Source organism: Flavobacterium aquidurense (assembly GCF_031458035.1).
Classification (GTDB): Bacteria; Bacteroidota; Bacteroidia; order Flavobacteriales; family Flavobacteriaceae; genus Flavobacterium; species Flavobacterium aquidurense_C.
This window is the reverse complement of the sequence record NZ_JAVDXR010000008.1, coordinates 100971-121489: the sequence shown is the minus strand read 5'-3', so window position 1 is coordinate 121489 and position 20519 is coordinate 100971. Positions and strand designations below refer to the sequence as shown.

Annotated in this window: 18 protein-coding genes and 1 tRNA gene; 13 read left to right on the top strand and 6 right to left on the bottom strand. The window is 33.7% G+C overall.

Annotated features, from left to right (window positions below; all coding sequences use genetic code 11):
* The first annotated feature begins 164 nt into the window (after nt 1–164).
* From J2X17_RS13945 to J2X17_RS13920, 6 genes are all read left to right on the top strand, one after another.
* A complete protein-coding gene (locus J2X17_RS13945) occupies nt 165–1082 on the top strand; it encodes an alpha/beta hydrolase (RefSeq protein ID WP_310299143.1) in 918 nt (305 codons plus the stop codon).
* A gap of 740 nt (nt 1083–1822) precedes the next feature.
* On the top strand, nt 1823–2356 hold the full coding sequence (locus J2X17_RS13940; RefSeq protein WP_310299141.1) for an AAA family ATPase: 534 nt from the start codon (nt 1823–1825) through the stop codon (nt 2354–2356).
* A gap of 65 nt (nt 2357–2421) precedes the next feature.
* Entirely contained in the window at nt 2422–4317 is a 1896-nt protein-coding gene (locus tag J2X17_RS13935; protein WP_310299139.1) for a RecQ family ATP-dependent DNA helicase, read from the top strand.
* Nucleotides 4317–5264, top strand: a complete 948-nt coding sequence (gene fmt, locus J2X17_RS13930; protein WP_310299136.1) for a methionyl-tRNA formyltransferase — start codon at nt 4317–4319, stop codon at nt 5262–5264. Before J2X17_RS13935 ends, fmt begins: the two co-directional genes overlap by 1 nt.
* Before the next feature lie 180 nt (nt 5265–5444).
* Nucleotides 5445–5717 (top strand): HU family DNA-binding protein, encoded by a 273-nt coding sequence (locus tag J2X17_RS13925; RefSeq protein WP_017498096.1) that lies wholly within the window; start codon nt 5445–5447, stop codon nt 5715–5717.
* Nucleotides 5718–5845: 128 nt separating this feature from the next.
* Nucleotides 5846–6406, top strand: coding sequence for a YqgE/AlgH family protein (locus J2X17_RS13920; RefSeq protein WP_310299131.1), 561 nt, complete (start codon nt 5846–5848; stop codon nt 6404–6406).
* Here J2X17_RS13920 and J2X17_RS13915 read toward each other — a convergent pair.
* Nucleotides 6403–7242, bottom strand: coding sequence for an aminotransferase class IV (locus tag J2X17_RS13915; protein WP_310299129.1), 840 nt, complete (start codon nt 7240–7242; stop codon nt 6403–6405). The two genes, J2X17_RS13920 and J2X17_RS13915, sit on opposite strands and share 4 nt — an antisense overlap.
* 54 nt (nt 7243–7296) lie before the next feature.
* Nucleotides 7297–7689 (bottom strand): START-like domain-containing protein, encoded by a 393-nt coding sequence (locus J2X17_RS13910; RefSeq protein ID WP_026984135.1) that lies wholly within the window; start codon nt 7687–7689, stop codon nt 7297–7299.
* A 152-nt stretch (nt 7690–7841) separates the two neighbouring features.
* Here J2X17_RS13910 and J2X17_RS13905 point away from each other — a divergent pair.
* The 6 genes from J2X17_RS13905 to J2X17_RS13880 all read left to right on the top strand — a co-directional run bounded on the left by J2X17_RS13905 (nt 7842) and on the right by J2X17_RS13880 (nt 11124).
* Nucleotides 7842–7915, top strand: a tRNA-Met gene (locus tag J2X17_RS13905).
* Nucleotides 7916–8179: 264 nt separating this feature from the next.
* Nucleotides 8180–8434, top strand: coding sequence for a hypothetical protein (locus J2X17_RS13900; protein WP_310299124.1), 255 nt, complete (start codon nt 8180–8182; stop codon nt 8432–8434).
* Nucleotides 8435–8652: 218 nt separating this feature from the next.
* Nucleotides 8653–9120: a hypothetical protein gene (locus J2X17_RS13895; protein WP_310299122.1), complete on the top strand. Its 468-nt coding sequence runs from the start codon at nt 8653–8655 to the stop codon at nt 9118–9120.
* A 249-nt stretch (nt 9121–9369) separates the two neighbouring features.
* Nucleotides 9370–9933: a DUF6642 family protein gene (locus J2X17_RS13890; protein ID WP_310299119.1), complete on the top strand. Its 564-nt coding sequence runs from the start codon at nt 9370–9372 to the stop codon at nt 9931–9933.
* The gene (locus tag J2X17_RS13885; protein ID WP_310299116.1) at nt 9934–10854 is read left to right on the top strand and encodes a helix-turn-helix domain-containing protein; all 921 of its coding nucleotides are present in this window, start codon (nt 9934–9936) and stop codon (nt 10852–10854) included.
* 69 nt (nt 10855–10923) lie between these two features.
* Complete coding sequence (locus J2X17_RS13880; RefSeq protein ID WP_310299113.1) at nt 10924–11124, top strand: hypothetical protein; 201 nt, start codon at nt 10924–10926, stop codon at nt 11122–11124.
* An 86-nt stretch (nt 11125–11210) separates the two neighbouring features.
* On the opposite strand, the gene J2X17_RS13875 is transcribed toward J2X17_RS13880, so the two are convergent.
* From J2X17_RS13875 to J2X17_RS13860, 4 genes are all read right to left on the bottom strand, one after another.
* On the bottom strand, nt 11211–12776 hold the full coding sequence (locus J2X17_RS13875) for a DUF4957 domain-containing protein (protein WP_310299111.1): 1566 nt from the start codon (nt 12774–12776) through the stop codon (nt 11211–11213).
* Nucleotides 12777–12804: 28 nt separating this feature from the next.
* A complete protein-coding gene (locus J2X17_RS13870; RefSeq protein ID WP_310299109.1) occupies nt 12805–14607 on the bottom strand; it encodes a RagB/SusD family nutrient uptake outer membrane protein in 1803 nt (600 codons plus the stop codon).
* Nucleotides 14608–14624: 17 nt separating this feature from the next.
* Nucleotides 14625–17795, bottom strand: a complete 3171-nt coding sequence (locus J2X17_RS13865; RefSeq protein WP_310299106.1) for a SusC/RagA family TonB-linked outer membrane protein — start codon at nt 17793–17795, stop codon at nt 14625–14627.
* Between the two features lie 575 nt (nt 17796–18370).
* Nucleotides 18371–19537, bottom strand: a complete 1167-nt coding sequence (locus J2X17_RS13860; protein ID WP_310299104.1) for an MFS transporter — start codon at nt 19535–19537, stop codon at nt 18371–18373.
* 102 nt (nt 19538–19639) lie between these two features.
* On the opposite strand from J2X17_RS13860, the gene J2X17_RS13855 reads away from it, so the two are divergent.
* On the top strand, nt 19640–20473 hold the full coding sequence (locus J2X17_RS13855; protein WP_310299101.1) for an AraC family transcriptional regulator: 834 nt from the start codon (nt 19640–19642) through the stop codon (nt 20471–20473).
* The last annotated feature ends 46 nt before the right edge of the window (nt 20474–20519 follow it).

Here is a 20519-nt window from a genome sequence, read left to right as displayed (position 1 = left end):
TTACTTGAAAGGGAAAGTAACGCTTATAACCTTATATATTACGGTAGTCAATCAAATTAAAAATTCGTGAAAATTCGTGAAATTCGTAGCAAACTTTTATATTTGAGAAACTTTGCTCCCGATGTCTCGGGATCGCGACTTTGCGAGATTAAAATTATACCATCATGAAAAAAATCATCTTCTTACTTTTTACAATTCTCATTTTTACAAATATTAACGCGCAGCAAGTTAAAACAATGACTTATTTCCAGAACGATACCATCAAACTCGATTTAGATTTGTATTTGCCTGAGAAAAAGTCGAATGAAAAAATTCCACTAATTATCTTCGCTTTTGGAGGAGGATTTTCTGGCGGAGAACGTACAAGCGAAAAAGAATTCGGGATGTTTATGGCAAAAAACGGTTATGCGGTTGCCAGTATTTCGTACAGTTTATATATGAAAGGAAAAGATTTTGGCTGCAAAGGAACTTTGACTGAAAAAATAAAAGCAATCCAAATTGGCGTGAGCGATATATGGCAGGCGACTTCTTTTTTAATTGAAAATGCAAATAAGTACAACTTAGATTCTTCAAAAATCTTTATTTCTGGAATTAGTGCGGGTGCCGAAATTGGTTTCCACGCTTCATTTTGGGATTATAAACTGATGAATTTATACAAAAGCAATTTACCTGAAAATTTCAAATACACTGGTTTCATTGGAGGTTCCGGAGCCATTCAGGACATCAATTTAATTACAAAAGAAAAGGCAGTTCCGATGTTATTGGCACATGGAAATAATGACCAAACTGTTCCGTATTCGGCAGGCTCGCATCGCTCCTGCCCAACAAATGCTTCAGGTTGGCTGATTCTTTTTGGTTCTTATGCGGTTTACAATCATATGATTGATTTACATAAGGATATTGAGCTAATTACATTTTGCGGCGGTGGACATGAATTTTCGGGTTATCTTTTTCATGACGGAAAACAAAATGTTCTAGATTTTGTAAATGATGTTTTGAAAGGAAAGAAATTCGAATCGCATTTGATTATTCCTTCTGGGAAGAAGAGTGTTGATTCTGGGAAGTATTTGTTTTGTGAATGATATTCGGCTTGGCCTAAACTGGACTAAAGTCCAGCTCTACAATATATTTTGAATCTACGATTCTTTTTCAAATAAGTTCCGGAGGAACGATTTTTTTTGTAGAGCTGGACTTTAGTCCAGCATCTAAAATCCAGCTCTACAATATATTTTGAACCTACGATTCTTTTTCAAATAAGTTCCGGAGGAACGATTTTTTTTGTAGAGCTGGACTTTAGTCCAGCATCTAAAATCCAGCCCTACAATATTTTTTGAACCTACGATTCTTTTTCAAATAAGTTCCGGAGGAACGATTTTTTTTGTAGAGCTGGATTTCAATCCAGCACCATAATAATTACTAATTTTTAATTAAATTTAAAAAGCTCCAGCGGAGCAAAATATTTATAGCTAATTTTCACGTTTGATGTTTAAAAGCTCCATAGGAGCGATATGTCAATAGCAAGCATGCCACCCCTAAGGGGTTTTACAAAACAACCTTATATTTTCTATAAATATTACGTCCCGCTGGGACTAAATGGCTTTATTATATTTTCATGTAAACTGGACTAAAGTCCAGCCCTACAATATATTTTGAATCTACGATTCTTTTTCAAATTAGTTCCGGAGGAACGATTTATTTTGTAGAGCTGGATTTCAATCCAGCACCATAATAATTACCAAAATTGCGAAATCATCCGCTTCACGCAAAATAATCTTTTTAAATACCAATAAGTTTAGGTAAATTTGCGCTTTATTTTAAGAAAGTGCAAAAAGAAATCATAGTTCTCATTGGTGGCCCGGGAACGGGAAAATCTACTCTTATCAACGAATTGGTAGCTCGTGGCTACTGCTGTTATCCTGAAATTTCAAGACAAGTTACACTCGAAGCGCAACAACGTGGGATCGAACAATTGTTCCTGGAACAGCCTTTATTGTTTAGCGAAATGCTATTGCAAGGTAGAATTAAACAATTCGAAAACGCCCTTGAAGAACCTGATAATGTAGTTTTTATAGATCGTGGCATTCCTGATGTTGTGGCTTATATGGATTATATTGGCGATGAATATCCGGCGCATTTTACGAAAGCCTGTGAGGATTTTAAATACTCAAAAACTTTTATTTTACCGCCTTGGGAAGAAATTTACGAAAGTGACTCAGAGCGTTACGAGAATTTTGAACAGGCATTAACCATACAAAAACACCTTGTTGACACGTATAAAAAATACGGCTACGACTTAATTGAAGTGCCTAAAGATACGGTGGAGAACAGAATTCTTTATATCTTAGATAAAATTTAGGTGTTTGTTTAAAGTTGCAAAACTAGAAACTGCTTTCTAAATTTTTTAACTTTAAAACAAGACCAATGCCAGAAGCGCAAGAAATTCTTCTAAAATACTGGAAACACGATAGTTTCAGACCGCTTCAAAAGGAGATTATTGACTCGGTTTTGGATGGTCAGGATACTTTTGCCCTTTTGCCGACTGGCGGAGGAAAATCGATTTGTTTTCAGGTTCCGGCGATGATGCAGGAAGGTATTTGTTTGGTGGTTTCGCCTTTGGTTGCCCTAATGAAAGATCAGGTTGCGAATTTGCAAAAGCGAGAAATTAAAGCGATTGCACTTACCGGCGGAATTCATACGGAAGAAATCATTGATTTATTAGATAATTGCCAATTCGGAAATTACAAGTTTTTATATCTTTCGCCTGAGCGTTTACAATCCGACTGGATTTTGGAGCGCATTAAAAATCTTCCAATCAATTTAATTGCTATTGATGAAGCACATTGTGTTTCGCAATGGGGTCATGATTTTCGTCCGGCTTATTTAAAAATTTCGGAACTAAAAAAATACTTTCCAAAAATTCCTTTTTTAGCTTTAACGGCGTCAGCAACTCCGAGAGTCATTGAAGATATTAAAACCGAACTAGGTTTAAAAGAACCAAAACTTTTTCAGCAATCTTTTGAAAGAAAAAATATTGCGTACATGGTTTTTGAAGTTGAAGATAAACTGTACCGTGTAGAACAAATTTTAAAGAAAAATCCACAACCTTCTATTATATATGTACGAAATAGAAAATCGTGTTTGAATATGTCAGCACAATTGGAATCGTTGGGTTTTAGGGCGACATATTATCATGGCGGACTTTCAGCAAAAGAAAAAGATAAAAACATGCAATTGTGGATGTCGGAACAAACGCAGGTCATTGTGGCCACAAATGCGTTTGGAATGGGAATTGACAAAGACAATGTAAAAACAGTTATTCACACACAGCTTCCTGAAAATATAGAAAATTATTATCAGGAATCTGGAAGAGCAGGTCGAAATGGCGAAAAATCTTTTTCGGTTGTTTTGACAAATTCTTCGGACAGTAATCAATCAGAACAACAATTTTTAAGCATTTTACCTGATAAAAAGTTTCTGAATTTGATGTATGTCAAACTTTGCAACTATTTTCAGATAGCATACGGTGAAGGTTTAGACGATTCATTTTCGTTTAAACTGAATCATTTTTGTCAGAAATACGACTTCCCTACTTTAAAAACATATAATGCTTTACAGTTTTTAAATCAGCAGGGAATTATTACGATGTCTCAGGAGTTTTCAGAAAAGATTACCATGCAGTTCTTAATCGAATCAAAAGAAGTGATTCGATATATGAGTTTAAATCCCAATGATGAAGAAATCATTCTGGCGATTTTGAGAACTTATCCCGGAATTTACGAAATGAAAGTTCCTTTTAATCTTTCGTTGATTTCAAAAAAATCAAATCATCCTGAAGCGCAAGTCAGTGCCGTTTTAGAAAAATTGAAAGAGAAAGAAATTATCGAATACAAATCTAAAAATAACGACGCTACTATATTATTTAATGAAGTCCGCGAAGATGACAGAACGATAAACAGAGTTTCGAAATATCTTGAAAAACAAAATCAGCTTAAAAAAGATCAGCTTTTATCTGTTTTACATTATATAAAGGATAACAAAACATGTAAAAACAGATTGATTTTGGATTATTTTGGAGAAGAAACAACTTCAAACTGTGGAGTTTGCTCGTATTGCATTACGCAAAAAGGAAAAATCACAGAAGCCGATTCTATTGCAGATAAAATTCTGTCCTTATTAAAAACGGCAACTTTGACCTCAAGAGAAATTCAGACCCAAATAAAAATGGATGCCGGCGATGTAATTCTGGCAATTCAGGAATTATTAGAAAACAATCATATTATAATACAAGCGAATAATAAATACACTTTAAAATCATAATGGAAAAATTGAGAATTATATTTATGGGAACTCCGGAATTTGCCGTTGGCATTTTGGATACCATTATTAAAAACAATTACGATGTTGTTGGTGTTATCACTGCTGCGGATAAACCAGCGGGACGCGGACAAAAAATAAAATATTCGGCAGTGAAAGAATATGCATTGGCGAACAACCTGACTTTATTACAGCCGACAAATTTAAAAGACGAAACTTTTTTAGCAGAGTTAAAAGCTTTAAACGCCAATTTACAAATCGTTGTAGCTTTTAGAATGCTTCCAAAAGCTGTTTGGGAAATGCCAAGTTTAGGAACTTTCAACCTTCACGCTTCATTGTTACCAAATTATCGTGGCGCAGCACCAATTAACTGGGCAATTATTAATGGAGAAACTACAACTGGCGTTACGACTTTCTTTATTGATGATAAAATTGATACCGGAGCCATGATTTTAAATTCGGAGATTGCAATTGACCCAGAAGAAAACGCCGGACAATTACATGATCGATTAATGCATTTAGGAAGCAAAACAGTAATTGATACATTGATGGTTATTGAAAGCGGAAATGTAACCACAAAAATTCAGGAAGATAATGCAGAAATAAAAACAGCATACAAACTTAACAAGGATAATTGCAAAATAGACTGGACAAAATCCGGAGACGAAATTAATAACCTTATTAGAGGTTTAAGTCCGTATCCTGCTTCATGGTGTTTTCTTAAAGATAAAAATGAGGAGCAAACCATAAAAATTTACGAAGCAAAACTGATTTCAGAAGCGCATTCTTATGAAGCAGGAAAGTTGATTTGCAGCAAAAAAGAAATCAAAGTTGCCGTCCAAAATGGGTTTTTACAGCTTTTGAGTTTACAATTACCCGGGAAAAAGAGAATGCAGGTAACAGAATTGCTAAATGGGATAACTTTTTCTGATGAGGCTAAAGTCTATTAAGGTCAGTAAAACAGGGGTTTCTACCTGTTTTTAATCGATTAACGACAAGCTTTATGAACAAAAAAACTAAGTTATTAACAATTTTTACTAAATTTAAAGAAAACACTTGCAAGGAACGGATTTCCTACTAAATTTGTGTATTAACAATTTTTTTTAACCAACAATTAATAACTAATTATTATGAACAAATCAGAATTAATCGATGCTATCGCTGCTGATGCAGGAATTACAAAAGCTGCGGCAAAATTAGCTTTAGAATCATTTTTAGGAAACGTAGGAGCTACTTTGAAAAAAGGTGGAAGAGTTTCATTAGTAGGTTTTGGATCATGGTCAGTATCTGCTAGAGCTGCTAGAGATGGTAGAAACCCTCAAACAGGAAAAACTATTCAAATCGCTGCTAAGAATGTTGTAAAATTCAAAGCTGGAGCTGAATTAGAAGGTGCAGTGAACTAAGTAAGAAAGTTCTCTAAACTTATAATATAATCAAAACCCTCCTCATGGAGGGTTTTTTTGTGCGGTTTAACGATTTTATTTGGGATTTTAAAAATTTTATGATTAAATTTAATAAAAATTGTAGCCGTATGATTTCAGAAAAATTAAAAAAAGGACACCTGCTCATTGCCGAACCTTCTATAATTGGAGATTTATCATTTAATAGATCGGTAATTTTATTAGCAGACCATAACAAAGAGGGATCAATAGGTTTTATCATTAATAAGCCTTTAAAGTATACTATTAATGATTTAATACCTGAAATTGACGCCAGTTTCAAGATATATAACGGAGGTCCTGTAGAACAAGACAACCTTTATTTCATTCACAATATTCCTGAATTAATCCCGAATAGTGTCGAGATTTCTAATGGAATTTATTGGGGAGGTGATTTTGAATCAACCAAAGACTTAATAAACGACGGATCGATCAGCAAAAACAACATTCGTTTTTTCTTAGGCTATACTGGTTGGGATGAAAATCAGCTGGAAAGTGAAATGCAAGGAAACTCTTGGATCATTACCGATAATAGCTATAAAAACAAAATTATTGGCAAGTCTACCACGCACTTCTGGAAAGAACAAATCATTGAGCTTGGCGGGGATTACCTTATTTGGTCAAATGCACCAGAGAATCCGTATCTGAATTAATTTTCAGCGATAGATTCGTTCAGTTTCTGCACTAATAAATGCGCCAAATTACTTGTAAACTCTTTTTTTCGATATTTGGTTATCGGCTGTATTCCCATGATTACATTGGTCAGAAATAATTCGTCAGCTTTTTGAAGATCAAATGGCGAAATTATTTCTTCTACTACTTCTATGTCTTGTAATTTCTTGGCCAAAGCTAAAATCTGTTTACGCATTACACCATTTAAGCAACCTTCAGAAACTGGCGGCGTAATAAGTTTTTTACCCATTAACATGAATAAATTACCTTGTAATACCTCAACAACATTTTTAGCATCGTTAAGCAAAATGCAATTTGCTAAGCCATTTTCGTGGGCAAAGATACTTCCGGTAACATTAATCATTTTATTCGTCGTTTTAATAGACGATAATAACTGCTTGGTCACATAGAAATCTTTATATAAATCGACTTCATATTCCGCCGTATTTAAAGCGTAAGAAGTATTTTCAAGAGCAGTTGCGTGAATTAGATATGAAACTTCATTAGTTTTTGGCAAATATAATCCGCCATCATTTCTAAAAACGGTTATTCGTACTCGGGCTGAAGCAGAAATTTCATTTTCCTGAACCAGTTTCAAAACTTCTTCTTCAAAAAACTCCATTGTAAAGTTCATCGGAATTTCCATTCTAACGACGCGCATTGAAGCCATTAATCGGAAATAATGATCTTCGAGAAACAAAATTTTATTATTGATTATTTTTAGTGTTTCAAAAACACCATCACCATATAAAAAAGCGCGATTTTGAGTTAATATGTTGTCGTCTTGCGCTACTATGTTTCCGTTAAAATTGATCATAAAAAAACCCTGAATTTTGTTCAGGGCAAATATAAGGCATAAAATAGAATTTTACTAAACAGATCCTATAAGATGTTTCAGGTCTGAAATCTGGTTCTCCCACAATTGTTTAGCCTCTCCTACTTCTTCTTTTTCAGCAAAATCGACAACCATTAATGACACATCTTTAGTTAATTCATCAACTAAAATATGTAATTCAAAAAAATATTCTGTATCCTTACTGCTTTCGTCAACCCATTTAAATTTGACTTTTTCACCAGTTTTTTTTGATGCCAAACGCGCTTTTTCCTGCGAGTCATTCCATATAAAGGTAAAGAATTCGCCTCGTGAGTTTACATTGTCTGCAAACCATTCTGACAAACCTGAAGGCGTTGATATATATTGATATAATAATTGCGGCGAAGAATTTATAGGAAACTCGATTTCGTAACGTATTTTTGGATCCATGTGCTACTTTTAATTTTTTCGAAATATAAGAATATATGTCCAAAAACAATGCATTTTTAAAAATATTTTTTTTTTTCATTTTATGCTTGTAAGCTCTAATATAATTTTTATATTTGCACCCGCAATGAGGAACACGGTTCACTTGCAATCTTGGCGAGGTAGCTCAGTTGGTTAGAGCGCAGGATTCATAACCCTGAGGTCACGGGTTCAACTCCCGTCCTCGCTACAAAAAATAAACCCCTAATCATCAACTGATTAGGGGTTTTTTATTTAAAACACTACCATATTAAGGAGGAAATCAAAGTAAATCATCCACTTACCATTCCTTATGAAGAAGCAATACAACACCCAATAGAGTGATATGCGAAATACATTTTTTCTAAAGCAACAAAAGTAGCACGTTATAATTTCTATTTTTTTTAGTAATTTCAAGGACAAAATAAGTCTTTTTAAGTAACACCTTATTTAAACTAAGTAATTTATAATCAGCATGGATATAGTCAAATTTAAAATCACATCAAAAACAATAAAAGTAGAAGTACGTAATTCCAATAATTATGTTTTTAATTTTAATACTGCGCTAGATATTGAAAAAGAAGACCGGGATGTTTTATTAAAACTGTACAATGCATTAGATATTCTTTTCAGGAAAGAACAAACTCCTGAGGTAAAAAATTACATTTCTCCCAACCAGACAAATATTCTTGATCAGATTTCTGCCGTTGATAATTTAGAAAAAGAGTAACTGACAAATGAAAAATCTTTAAAAATATTAAATTTTAATTTCACAATTCTAAACCAAGTGTGACACAAGATGAGTAATTACATTCACAAAAAGTTTGAATCGATCTCAAAAATTAATTAGGCACACGCAAATAACACAATCAAACACTTATAATAAATTTCAATTAGGCACGTTTTTTGTTTTAATCTATTCAATTAATTTTATAAATATTAAAAATCATGAAAACTTTAAAATATTTTTTGGCAGGAATAGTATTCCTTTCATTTAGTTACTCGCAAGCTCAGGTATCGGTAAATGTTAATATTGGAACACCTCCGGCATGGGGACCTGTAGGATATACGGATGCTCGTTATTACTATCTACCAGACCTTGAAACATATTATGATGTAAATACATCCAATTATGTTTATTTGAATAACGGAAAATGGGTAAGAAACAGGTCATTACCTACTGTCTATAGAAATTACGATCTCTATAACGAATACAAAGTAGTGCTAACTGATTATAGAGGAGACCGTCCTTACGACAATTTTAAAACCCATAAAACAAAATATGCAAAAGGTTATAAAGGTAAACCTCAGCAAACAATTGGGCCAAAACCAGGAAAAGGAAATAATGGCCATCATGATAATGGAAACCATAATGGGAAAGGAAATGGAAATGGGAAAGGAAATGGAAAACACTAAACTAAAAAGAGGCGTAATTGCCTCTTTTTTTATGTTCCTGCTTTTACATGAAAAAACGCTTTTTGCATCAAAATTGACATAATACACACTGTGAGTATTCTTCGAAAAAAATCTATTTTTCCAGTATTCTAAAAAATGAGTTAAAATATTCTTTTGATACAAGATTCTACACAATAAAAAATACTTTTGTTAGAACGAAAAAAAGACAACTCTTTTTGCCATTTAACAGCAACCAGAAAACATAATGGTATGGATTATGAAAAATTTATTTTCTGCCTTGAAGGTGTTCCAGATGTAGATACACACTCCAGTACTGACGTAGTTAAAAACCTGGAGGAAATCGCCATTGGCCAGGGAATTGCCAGCATTTATAAAACCTGTGATACCATTGAAGGACTTGAAGAAAGCTTAAATGTATTGCTTTATGAAGATCATAATTTTAAAGATTATGAAATTATATATCTTGTAATGCCAGGTGAATCCAATACGATTTGCCTTCATGATTATTATTATAGTCTTGAAGAAATTGCAGAACTTTTTGAAGGAAAAATGAAAGGAAAAGTAATTCATTTTGCCAATAAAAAAATATTGGATTTAAATAATGAAGAAGCACAATATTTTCTGGACATAACCGGTGCACGTGCGATATCAGGTTACGGATCAACTTATAATAAAATAGCAAGCTGCAGTACAATCGATAAAGCTTTTTTTAGTTTATACCAAGACAATGACGACCTTACGGAGGTGGTTGAAGAATTATATCAAAAACATTATGCTCTTTGCAAATTGCTTGATTTTAGATTGTATTATTAAATGAGAAATCAGGCAAACGAAAAAATAAAAACTTACGGGTCAAAGGGATTTCGGGACCGATTTCTTGGTGAGGAAAATCCAATGCACTTACTTTTCAAATCAAATTCGGATCATTTTTTCTGTCTTAAAGTAGAGGAAATGATGCAGCTTCGATATACAGTTCCGCCCTCAAAACACAGTTGTTCTACACTGCTTTTTATTACTTCGGGCACGCATATCATGAAAGTTGGATTTGAAGAATACCACACTTATGCGAATGAATTTATTGTCGTTCCAGCGGGTCAGGTCTTTTCGATAGAACAAATTAACAACAATCATCGCGGCATTATTTGCCAGTTTCATCCTGATATTTTAATCGGAAAATATGGGAACCGCGAAATGCTCAATGATTTTGATTTCCTGAAGATATCCGGAACTCCTAAAATCAGCATTCCAGAAAAAGAAACTGTTTTTATTCTAAATTTATTAAACCGTTTACAAACAGAATATCTTGAAAACGAAATAACCGATTTGAATATTGTTCAATCATATTTGATGGCTCTATTTTGCGAAATGAATAAAAATGCTGTCAAGATTCCTAAAAACGGAACAGCAGCGGCAATACTTTCTACTAAATTTAAAGAATTAATTCATGCGAATATTAAAAGTCAGCATCAGGTTAATTATTATGCTTCTTTGCTCAATGTTACTCCAAATCATTTAAATAAATCCGTAAAATCGGCAACAGGCAAATCGGCCACAAAATGGATTGAAGAAAGCATTTTACTAGAATCCAAATATTTATTGCATCAAAGCACCCTTTCTATAAGTGACATCGCAATGCAAGTAGGCCACGAAGATCAATCTTACTTTAGCAGATTCTTTAAAAAACATGAAGGTGTGACTCCTGGCCAATACAGAAAAATGATTGATAAGTCCTAATTATTGATTAAGAAATCCTATTTATTCCTTTTGCTTTTATTGAAATTTGCTCATTGAAAAAAGCAAATTATGATTTACGTTTTTAAAACCACTGTCGATTCAAAATCAAAATTAGAATCAGCCAGCAAAATACTGCATGAATTATTACCTGATTGCCAATGGAATTTTGACCTTGAGGATTGCGATAACATTTTACGAATCGAAAGCGATATCGAAATTTCTGAAATAATGCTGCAAAATGATATTTTCAATTGTATTGAGTTGGAATAAATGCAAAAGCTGTTTATCGATTATGCAAAAACAAAAGGGATGCAAAACTGCATCCCTTTTTTAATAAAACTCAATATCAAATTTTCTTATTTTATCCATTGTGGATCTCCAATTTTTTTATCAATTATAGTTTGGTTCTGAACTTTGAAGTTACCGGTAGACGCACCAGCAAATTGCGGATCTAATGTAGTCGCAGAAGCATCTGGTCTATTATTACTTCCTGTTAGCGCTAAATTAGGTGATTGAAAATTATTGTTATTTGCAAACACCGGTGCAGCCGTTGCTGTAGAATTTGTATAAACTGCATTTCCAACCGCAAACAATGTATTACGCACTGATGATGTATTTGATACAAAACGTAAATATAAAATTCTACTAGCTAATACCAATGTAGGAGCATATATAGTACATGCATCAATTGACACATTACTGCTTAAACCTGTACCTGATAACCCGGCAGCAGCATCTAAACGTATAAAGTCACGTGATGAACAAGTATCAAAAGTGCTTTTTGTTAGAGAAACACTTGCAACATAAGTAGTTCTGAAATCGATAAAGTCAGCTCCTCCTCCAGTATTTACTCTTGTAATAACACTATTGTCAACAGTAAACGATTTTAATTTAGCGTTTGCATTACCATACATTAATTGAGAAGGAAAATCATGAACTCTACTGTTGCTTATTAAAACATCACCTAATTGTGTTGTAGCGGCAGTAGCAATTGTTATCGCACCACCTGTTGTACCTGTTCCATCCAGGTCCAGATCAATTAAAGACAAACTAACCACTTCACTTGCATTAGTGGGATTATTACCAAGAGTGAAATTAACTTTTAATTTTGATTTATTGTCAGTTTTCAAACCTCTAAGAGTTAATGTTTTATTTACAGCTATTGTTCCTGTTTGAGCTGTATAATCACCAGGCATAAATACCAGAACAGACCCAGATGGTGCAGCTGTAATTTTTTGGAATAAATTATCTGTTGTTGTTACCAGGATTCCAGTTCCAATATCGATACCAGTTGTAAAAGTCTGAACACCTCTCTTTTTAGCACCATTCATTAAATTAGCTGTATAAGCTGTTTCAGGAGTCAATCCTGTTACTACTGCTACTCCGCTTGCTTTCTCTGCAGGTGTTATAGGATGAACAATATTACCCGGAGCAACTGTAATTTGAGTTACATTACTATTGGCTACCCATCTTAGAGTTACTTGTTTTGCATCAATGTCTCCATTCTGAATAGGTAAGAAAAGCTGTTCAGAAAGTGTTGTTGCCGTGGTTACAGACCATTTTGAGTCTGCTAATCCTGGCGTAATCGCTTTAACACGTATCGCATAAGTAGTTTCTCCTTCAAGTTGAATAGAGACAGGCAACTGACTTGCTTTCACCTCTACTGTTTTATAAATCACTTTAAATTCCGGATCATCCGCGCTAAACTCTACAACATAGTGATCTGCATCTGGGTTTACAGTCCAGTTAAGCTCAACAAAAGTTTGATTTTTAACTTTTGCGGTAATTCCAATTGGAGAAAATTCTCTTGTATTACCCAGCCCATCCAACAATTCCTCATTATAACTTTCACAGCTAGACACTGCAAATGCAAATAGTAATGTGGCTATTAATCCTTTTAATATATATTTTGTTTTCATCATATTAACTTTATTAATTTTTTCTAAAATTTTAATAACCGTAATCATTGGTTATTTGCCCATTACTTCCATCAATAAATACTTGCCATATTGGCCAGAATTGTCTATTATCAGGGTTAACACCTGGTTTGTAAAGCGATGCAATTTTAGCATCTGCCGATGTTCCAGTCCACGTCCAAGGCGATGCAGTATATGCTGCTCCCGGATTTGTAGTTTCACCTCTGTTTAAGCCGTAAATATCCAGAGATACATTATCAGCTTTAAATTTATAATACAAAGTAGCTGGCACATCAGCATATTCACCTGTACGTGCTGATAAATTTTTCATTTTTTGTTTAGCCTGATCTAATTTTACTTTAAGTAAATTCCAACGAATAAGCGCTTGCTTACGCTCCATCTCACCCGTAAACTCAAATTTATTTTCTTCAACAATAGCATTAAACATTGCTTCTTTGCTTGTTAATCCACTTACGTACGCATCAACTTTAACAGCCTGAGATGCTGAAGGAAATGATCTTCTACGAACTTCTTTTAAATAGGGAGCAGCTGCACCGGGACCTTCTAATTCATTTGCTGTTTCAGCAGCAATAAGAAGAACCTCAGCATAACGCATATACATTTTATTAACTCCATCATCATTAGTAGAAGTTACATAACGTTTCATCCATTCGTAACGATATTTACCAAAATACCAGGTATCTAATGTTCCTATTTCTTGCTTAGCGATATTGTTAACTGCTGCACCATATTTATAAGGTACACAAGTAACATCTCTACGGGTATCAGTTTGGTCATAGTCATAAAAAACAAATGGCAATGGACCTGCTACACCTCCACGGTTAGCCCCATTAGCCTGAAATTGGTCACTAGCGGCAGTATGTTTTACAGCAAAAGTAAATAACATTCTTCCACGTCCATCAGCAAAAGGAAGCTCCCAAAGAGATTCTCCTCCGGCAGCAGTATTTTCTTCATTGTATTTTCTCCATAATCCCTCAAATGTAGATTCTAAATGAGCAGTTCCACTTTGAATTACTTCACGAGATTCTCTTAATGCTAATGCATACATATTAGCAACTGAAAGTTCCGGATCATTACTTCTTCTTACTCCGTCAGGATATTGTTGATAACCACTTGCAGCCAAAGCTAAACGTGCTCTAAATGCTTTTACGAAAGTTTTATTTACATGTTCTACAGTATTTGTATAATTAGTTTGATTAGGCCATGCTACCAATGTTGATGCTTCTCCTAAATCTGCTATTAATTGTTTATAGATAATATCTCGACTTGATTTAGGTAAATATAAAGTTGCAGTAGTAATAGGTTCAAAACGGGCCGGAACATCACCCCATGATTTAACTAAATCAGCATAGTAAATTGCTCTTAGCGTTAACGCTTCTCCTAATAATTGTCCCATTTCTGTTCCCGGCAAAGGATTTCCATACTTACGTATACCATCAATACAAACATTAGCACGTTCGATACCTGAATACATCATTGCAAAAGCATTATTAGTAGTATTCATCTCTGTATTAGTTGGCTTTGCATCGTAAACACACAAATCTGCTTTATCTCCTGCTGTTTGTGAAGTATTATACCATTCAACGTCCGTATTTAATCCATAATAAGGTAAGAAACGCCCTCTGTAAGAATTAGTCTCTGCAAATGGTACTTTTATTCCATCAATAGCTCCTTTTGCAAGTCCGGCTGTAGAGAAAATCAAAGACGCATCTAATGTTGATTGTGCGGGTGCATCTAAATAATCATCTTCAAATTGTTGACAAGAACTGAATAAACCAGAAATAATCAATCCTGCTATTATTATTTTATGTTTCATTTTGTAATAATTTAAAATTAGAAATTAAGATTCATCCCAAAAACCATTTGTCTGCTTCTTGGATAAGGACTTGAATCAACCCCAGGTGTAAGTGGATTTTTTCTTCTCGTTGAAACTTCCGGATCAGAACCTGAATAGTTAGTCCAAACAAAAACATTGCTCGCTGTCAAATAGAATCTCAACTTAGAAACTCCAAGTTTAGATATAAACATCTGAGGGGCTGTGTAACCTAATGTTAAAGTATTCAATCTTAAAAATGATGCATCCTCAACTGCCCAATCAGTAAATATAGCACTTCTCATATATGGAGACCACATTGTAGTGTTCGCATTAAGATTTGTTAATGCAACAGGATCAGTTACTAGCTGACCTGAAACAGGATCCAAATTAGTCCATCTCTTACCATCAGCCATAGTAGAATTTAAATTTTTGTATTCTCCTGAAGCTGTAGCTGTCGAGAATTCAATTTTATCTGCATTATATATTTCATTACCAATACTCCAGTTAAAAGCTGCCATTAAATCGAATCCGTAAGCATTTCCGTTGATAACAAAACCACCAGCACTTTTAGGATTAACATTACCAATAACTGTTTTGTCATTTATATCTACTTTACCATCTCCAGTAATATCTTTCAATTTCATATCTCCCGGTTTTAGAGAACTTCCATCTCCAACTAAAGTTGTAGCAGTATTAACTACCCCACTTTTTAAAGTATATTTTCCTGCAGCATAATCAAAGTCTGAAACTTCATATCTTCCATCATTTTTATAACCATACATAGAACCTAATGAAGAACCAACAGCAATCAGGTAATCATCTCCAATTTGTGAAGAAGCCCAACCTGTGGATGCTCCAAAATTATTCATAATACCTAATGAGTTAATACGATTTTTGTTTATTCCCATATTGAATGAAAAATTCAATCCGTATTTGGCTTTTTCGATTGCAACAACATTTATAGTAGCCTCGAAACCTGTGTTTTGTGTTTCTCCCATGTTACGGTATTGGAAATCATACCCGGATCCCGGAACTGGAAAATTAATTAATAAATCACTAGTAATATTTTTATAGACGTCAAAATTACCACTTAAACGATTTTTGAAAAATCCAAAATCCAAACCAATATTCTGAGTAACAGTTGTTTCCCATTTCAAATCAGGATTAGGCATTGTTTTTGAAGGTGCCCAAATACTAGTAATCCCATTAATCCATGTTGTTGCTGTAGATTGAAAAATCTGAATTTGTTGCCCAACAGGTATATTATTATTTCCTGCTTCACCATAACTAGCTCTTAATTTTAAAAGATCTATCCATGATTTATCTTTTAGAAAATTCTCTTCTGAAATTTTCCATCCTGCTGCAAAGGCTGGGAAATATCCCCAACGATTTTCGTCTAAAAATTTACTTGATCCGTCTGCACGAAATGTAGCACTTAATAAATAACGATTTTTATAGTCATAATTCGCACGTCCGAAAAATGACAATAATTTATCATCTGGACTGTAGTAATTATCTACTGATTGCGGTGTTCCCTGAGTTGTTAATTTTTTAGCTTTGTCAAAATCAAAAAAAGTAGGGTATCCATGAATAGTTGTTGTTACACTATTGGAAGTATAATTAATACTTTCTTCTCCCAATAGAGCACTCAAATGATGATCTTCGCCCATTATTTTTTTGAAATCATAATTCAGTGTATTAGCATTTCTAAAACGTTTGTCTTTAGTATCCGTCATAATCATCGCAGGCATTCCCTGTAACGGACCTACAGGAGCATTAGCAATATAATAAGTAGTTAGTCCGTAATAACGATAATCTAAAGTGTTAAAATTATCCAGACCTAAATCTACTTTCAATTTTAAATTATCTACAAGCTCCCATCCAAAACTACCTAACATATTAAAGTTTTTACGAAACTGTTGACGATCGTTATCAGAAACAGATGCAAAAGGATTTATTAAAACATCTGTACCATCTCCAGATGCATCTTGTGAAGTTAAACCGGCAACCGGCAGCGGCGCATAACCAACAATAGTACGCATACGTGAGTCTGATGAAGATTTTTCATTTTGTTCATTTACACCACCACCATTAATCTCAGCATCTGAATAACGCATAGTAAAACCAACATCAATTCTATTGTTTAATTTACTATTTAAAGCCAGGGAAAGGTTATTTCTTTTATAATCAGAACCTATCATAATTGCCTTTTCATCGTAATGAGCATAATTAAAATTATAATTAATCTTATCACTTCCGCCTCTAATTCCTAAATCGCGACTTTGAACCTCACCTGTACGTCCAAAAATTTGTTTTTGCCAATCATCTCCCTTTAAACCTTTGTACATATCGTGATCTTGCCAATTTCCAAAATACTTAGTGTATGAAGTCGGATCAGAAGCTACTTTTGTTCCTGTTTGTGAAAGTAAAGCATATTCATATTGCCATTTAGTATAATCTTCAGGCGACAAAACATCAATTTGATTGGCCATTGTTTTCATACCATAAAACATATTGAAGTTTACAGCAACCTTACCATCTTTTCCACGTTTTGTTGTGATGATAATTACTCCATTTGCACCACGTGATCCATATATTGCAGTTGAAGCAGCATCTTTTAAAACAGTCATCGAGTCAATATCAGATGAAGAAATATCATTCATACTATTTACCGGAAATCCATCGACGATAATTAAAGGTGAAGCATCCTGAGTAAGAGAACCGCCTCCACGAACTCTAATTTTTATATCCGCATCTGGGGAACCCTCTGCTGAAGTAACCTGCACACCCGCAATTCGACCCGTTAAAGCTTCAGCGACATTTGCCACCGGAACTTTTTTCAAATCGGCACCTGAAATAGTAGAAACAGCACCTGTTAAATCAGATTTCTTGGTTGTTCCGTATCCTACTACTACAACTTCATTAAGGTTGTTTGCATCTTCAAGTAAAGAAACATCAACTTTAGTTTTCCCGGCAATAGAAACTTCTTTTGTTTTAAAACCTAAGAAAGAAAACGTCACGACTGCCTTAGGGTTAGAAAGTTTTAACTTATACTTTCCGTCAAAATCAGTAGAAGTACCATTCTTAGTACCTTTTTCTAAAACGTTAACTCCCGGAAGACTCATTCCTGCGGCATCCTTAACCGTACCCTCCAGTGTAACATTCTGCGCACTTACTTGATTGCTCATGAACAAGCACAATAAGAAAACAACTGTATAAAAACAATTTGTTCTTTTATTAAATAAATCTTTAAAATTCATGGTTTAGTGTTTAAATTAATTAATTGGTTTTTGTTTTACGTGGTTTTTTGTATTTATATAGATTCCTTTTTATACGTGATTTTATTCTCACTTCCCCTATTCTATCTGGGTTTTTCATCAATTTTTCCGGTGTAAATATGCATAATAATAGGTAAATGCAACATCGTGTAATCGATTACACAAACATAAATATTTTTTTCATATAAAAAATTAAAATTCATAAAAATTTCATAAATAAAAATTCATATGAAAAATAAAGTCGGGTTTTTCTATGAGATATGTAATTTATATCAGGAATAAATATTAAATATATTATTACAATATAATCGTTTCTTCCATTTTTTAATAAAAAAACAATCGATTACAACGATAAACATTGTCAATTTCTCAAGGAACAAAACAGATCAGATTACTAGAGTTTGTGGCAAAAATATTTTTCAAATAAGCACAAAAAAACCCTTAAACAATTAAGCTTAAGGGTTTGAAATTGTATTGCAGAAGTTTTATGCGCTCTGCAACTGAAGATTTGTTTTATGTTTTTGCATTAGAATAAATGTAATAACCATTCCGATAATTGCCATGCCAACACCTATTAGGTTTGGAGAAGCGTAACTGTAACCAGCCGTTAAAGGCAATCCTCCTAAAAATGCCCCTAGTGCATTACCTATATTAAAGCTTCCCTGCAGTGCTGCCGAAGCAATCATCTCCGCATCTTTAGCAGTTTTAATCATTAACATTTGAATTGGTGCAATAACTGCAAAAGAAATTGCTCCCGTTAAAAATGTCAGGGATAAAGAAACATATTGATTGAATGAGAAAAGGTAAACCATAATCAAATCGATTACCATTACAAACAATAAGACTAGCACTGTAGGTGCAGGCGAATATTTATCAGCTAGTTTACCACCTACAAAATTCCCCACTACCATGCCTAGTCCGGCAAGTATTAATATATAGGAAACATCCTCTGGTGAAAACTTTGAAATATTTATTAATAAAGGTGCGATATAACTAATCCATGCAAATAATCCTCCAAAACCAATAGCAGTGATTCCGATAATTAACCAAGCCTCAGTTTTCTTAAAAAATAACAATTGCGTTTTCATGTTTACATTTCCGGCCTTCTCCAGATTTGGCATCCACAGCGAAATAAATAAAAAGGTTAACATTCCTACTATTGCAATTAATACAAATGTATAACGCCAGATAAAATGATGTCCTATATAGGTACCAATTGGCACTCCAATAAGATTTGCCAGCGTTAAACCTGAAAACATAATCGCAATTGCCTGAGCCTCTTTACCTTTATCCGCCAATCGACTGGCAACTACCGCACCGACTCCAAAGAACGCACCGTGTGGTAATCCGGACAGAAATCTTGAAGCGAAAAGAAAATTATAATTAGGCGCTATAATTGATAAAGCATTGAAAACCGTTAACATTAAAGCTAGAATTAAAAGCATTTTTTTTGGTGGAAAATTTCTTCCGATGATTACTAATAAAGGTGCACCAATAACAACACCCAAAGCGTAAGCCGAAATTAAATATCCGGCAACCGGAATAGAAACTTTCATATCTGAAGCAATATCAGGCAACAAACCCATCATGACAAATTCGGTTATACCAATAGTTAAACCTCCTAAAGACAAGGCAATAAGACTCTTTTTCATTTGTTTACATAAGAAAGGAATACATTTTCTATGACGCAAATTTACGTCAGAAATGCAAGAAATAAATTGTACATTTGCGATATAAACTTGTAAATTTAAGTTATGCCAAAATTAAATCAATTCAAAACACTAATGATTGATGAGTTTGAAGATGAGAAATTTCACCTTCCGCCGCATACACATACTTATTATGAAATCATTTATATTAAAAAGGGAAGCGGAGTTCATCATCTAAACAACAACTTGTTACCTTACAAGGCCGGTGACTTATTTGTTATTTCGCCGGAAGATGAACATTATTTTGATATTAAGAAAAGTACCCGATTTTTCTACATAAAATTTACTGACAATTATTTTAATTCAAATAAAAATCTTTTCTGTGATGACTTATTACTGAATACACCCGAAGATTTCATGCGTGACAAATTATTGAAGGAAACTGTTTTAAAATTAGATGATCCGTGCAAGACTATTTTAAAAAATACAATCGATAACATTTCGAGTTATAATTGCAAAACCGATGTTTCGACTTCGCCAATTGTCTTTTATCAGATTCTTTCGATTTTTGGTTTGATAAAAGAAACAATACGCGGAATGAATCTTCAACTGAAATCGACGACAATCGATAACGAGCAAATCGCGTCTTACATTCATCAAAATATTTACCAGCCAAAATTGGTTCAAATTAAAGTAATTGCAGATCATTTTAATATTGCACAGACTTATTTTAGTGCTTATTTCAAAAGGACTTTCGCCATTAGTTATCGTGATTACATTCATAATCTACGAACTACTTTAATCGAAAAACGATTCCACAACAATCAATTACCTATTAAACAAATCGCACATGAATTTGGTTTTACGGATGAAAGTCATTTGTCGAATTATTTCAAAAAGAGAAAAAACATGAAACCGACTGATTATAAAAAACTATAGTTATCGAAATCTTAAATACGTCGTATCTCAAACAAAAAAGAGCTAA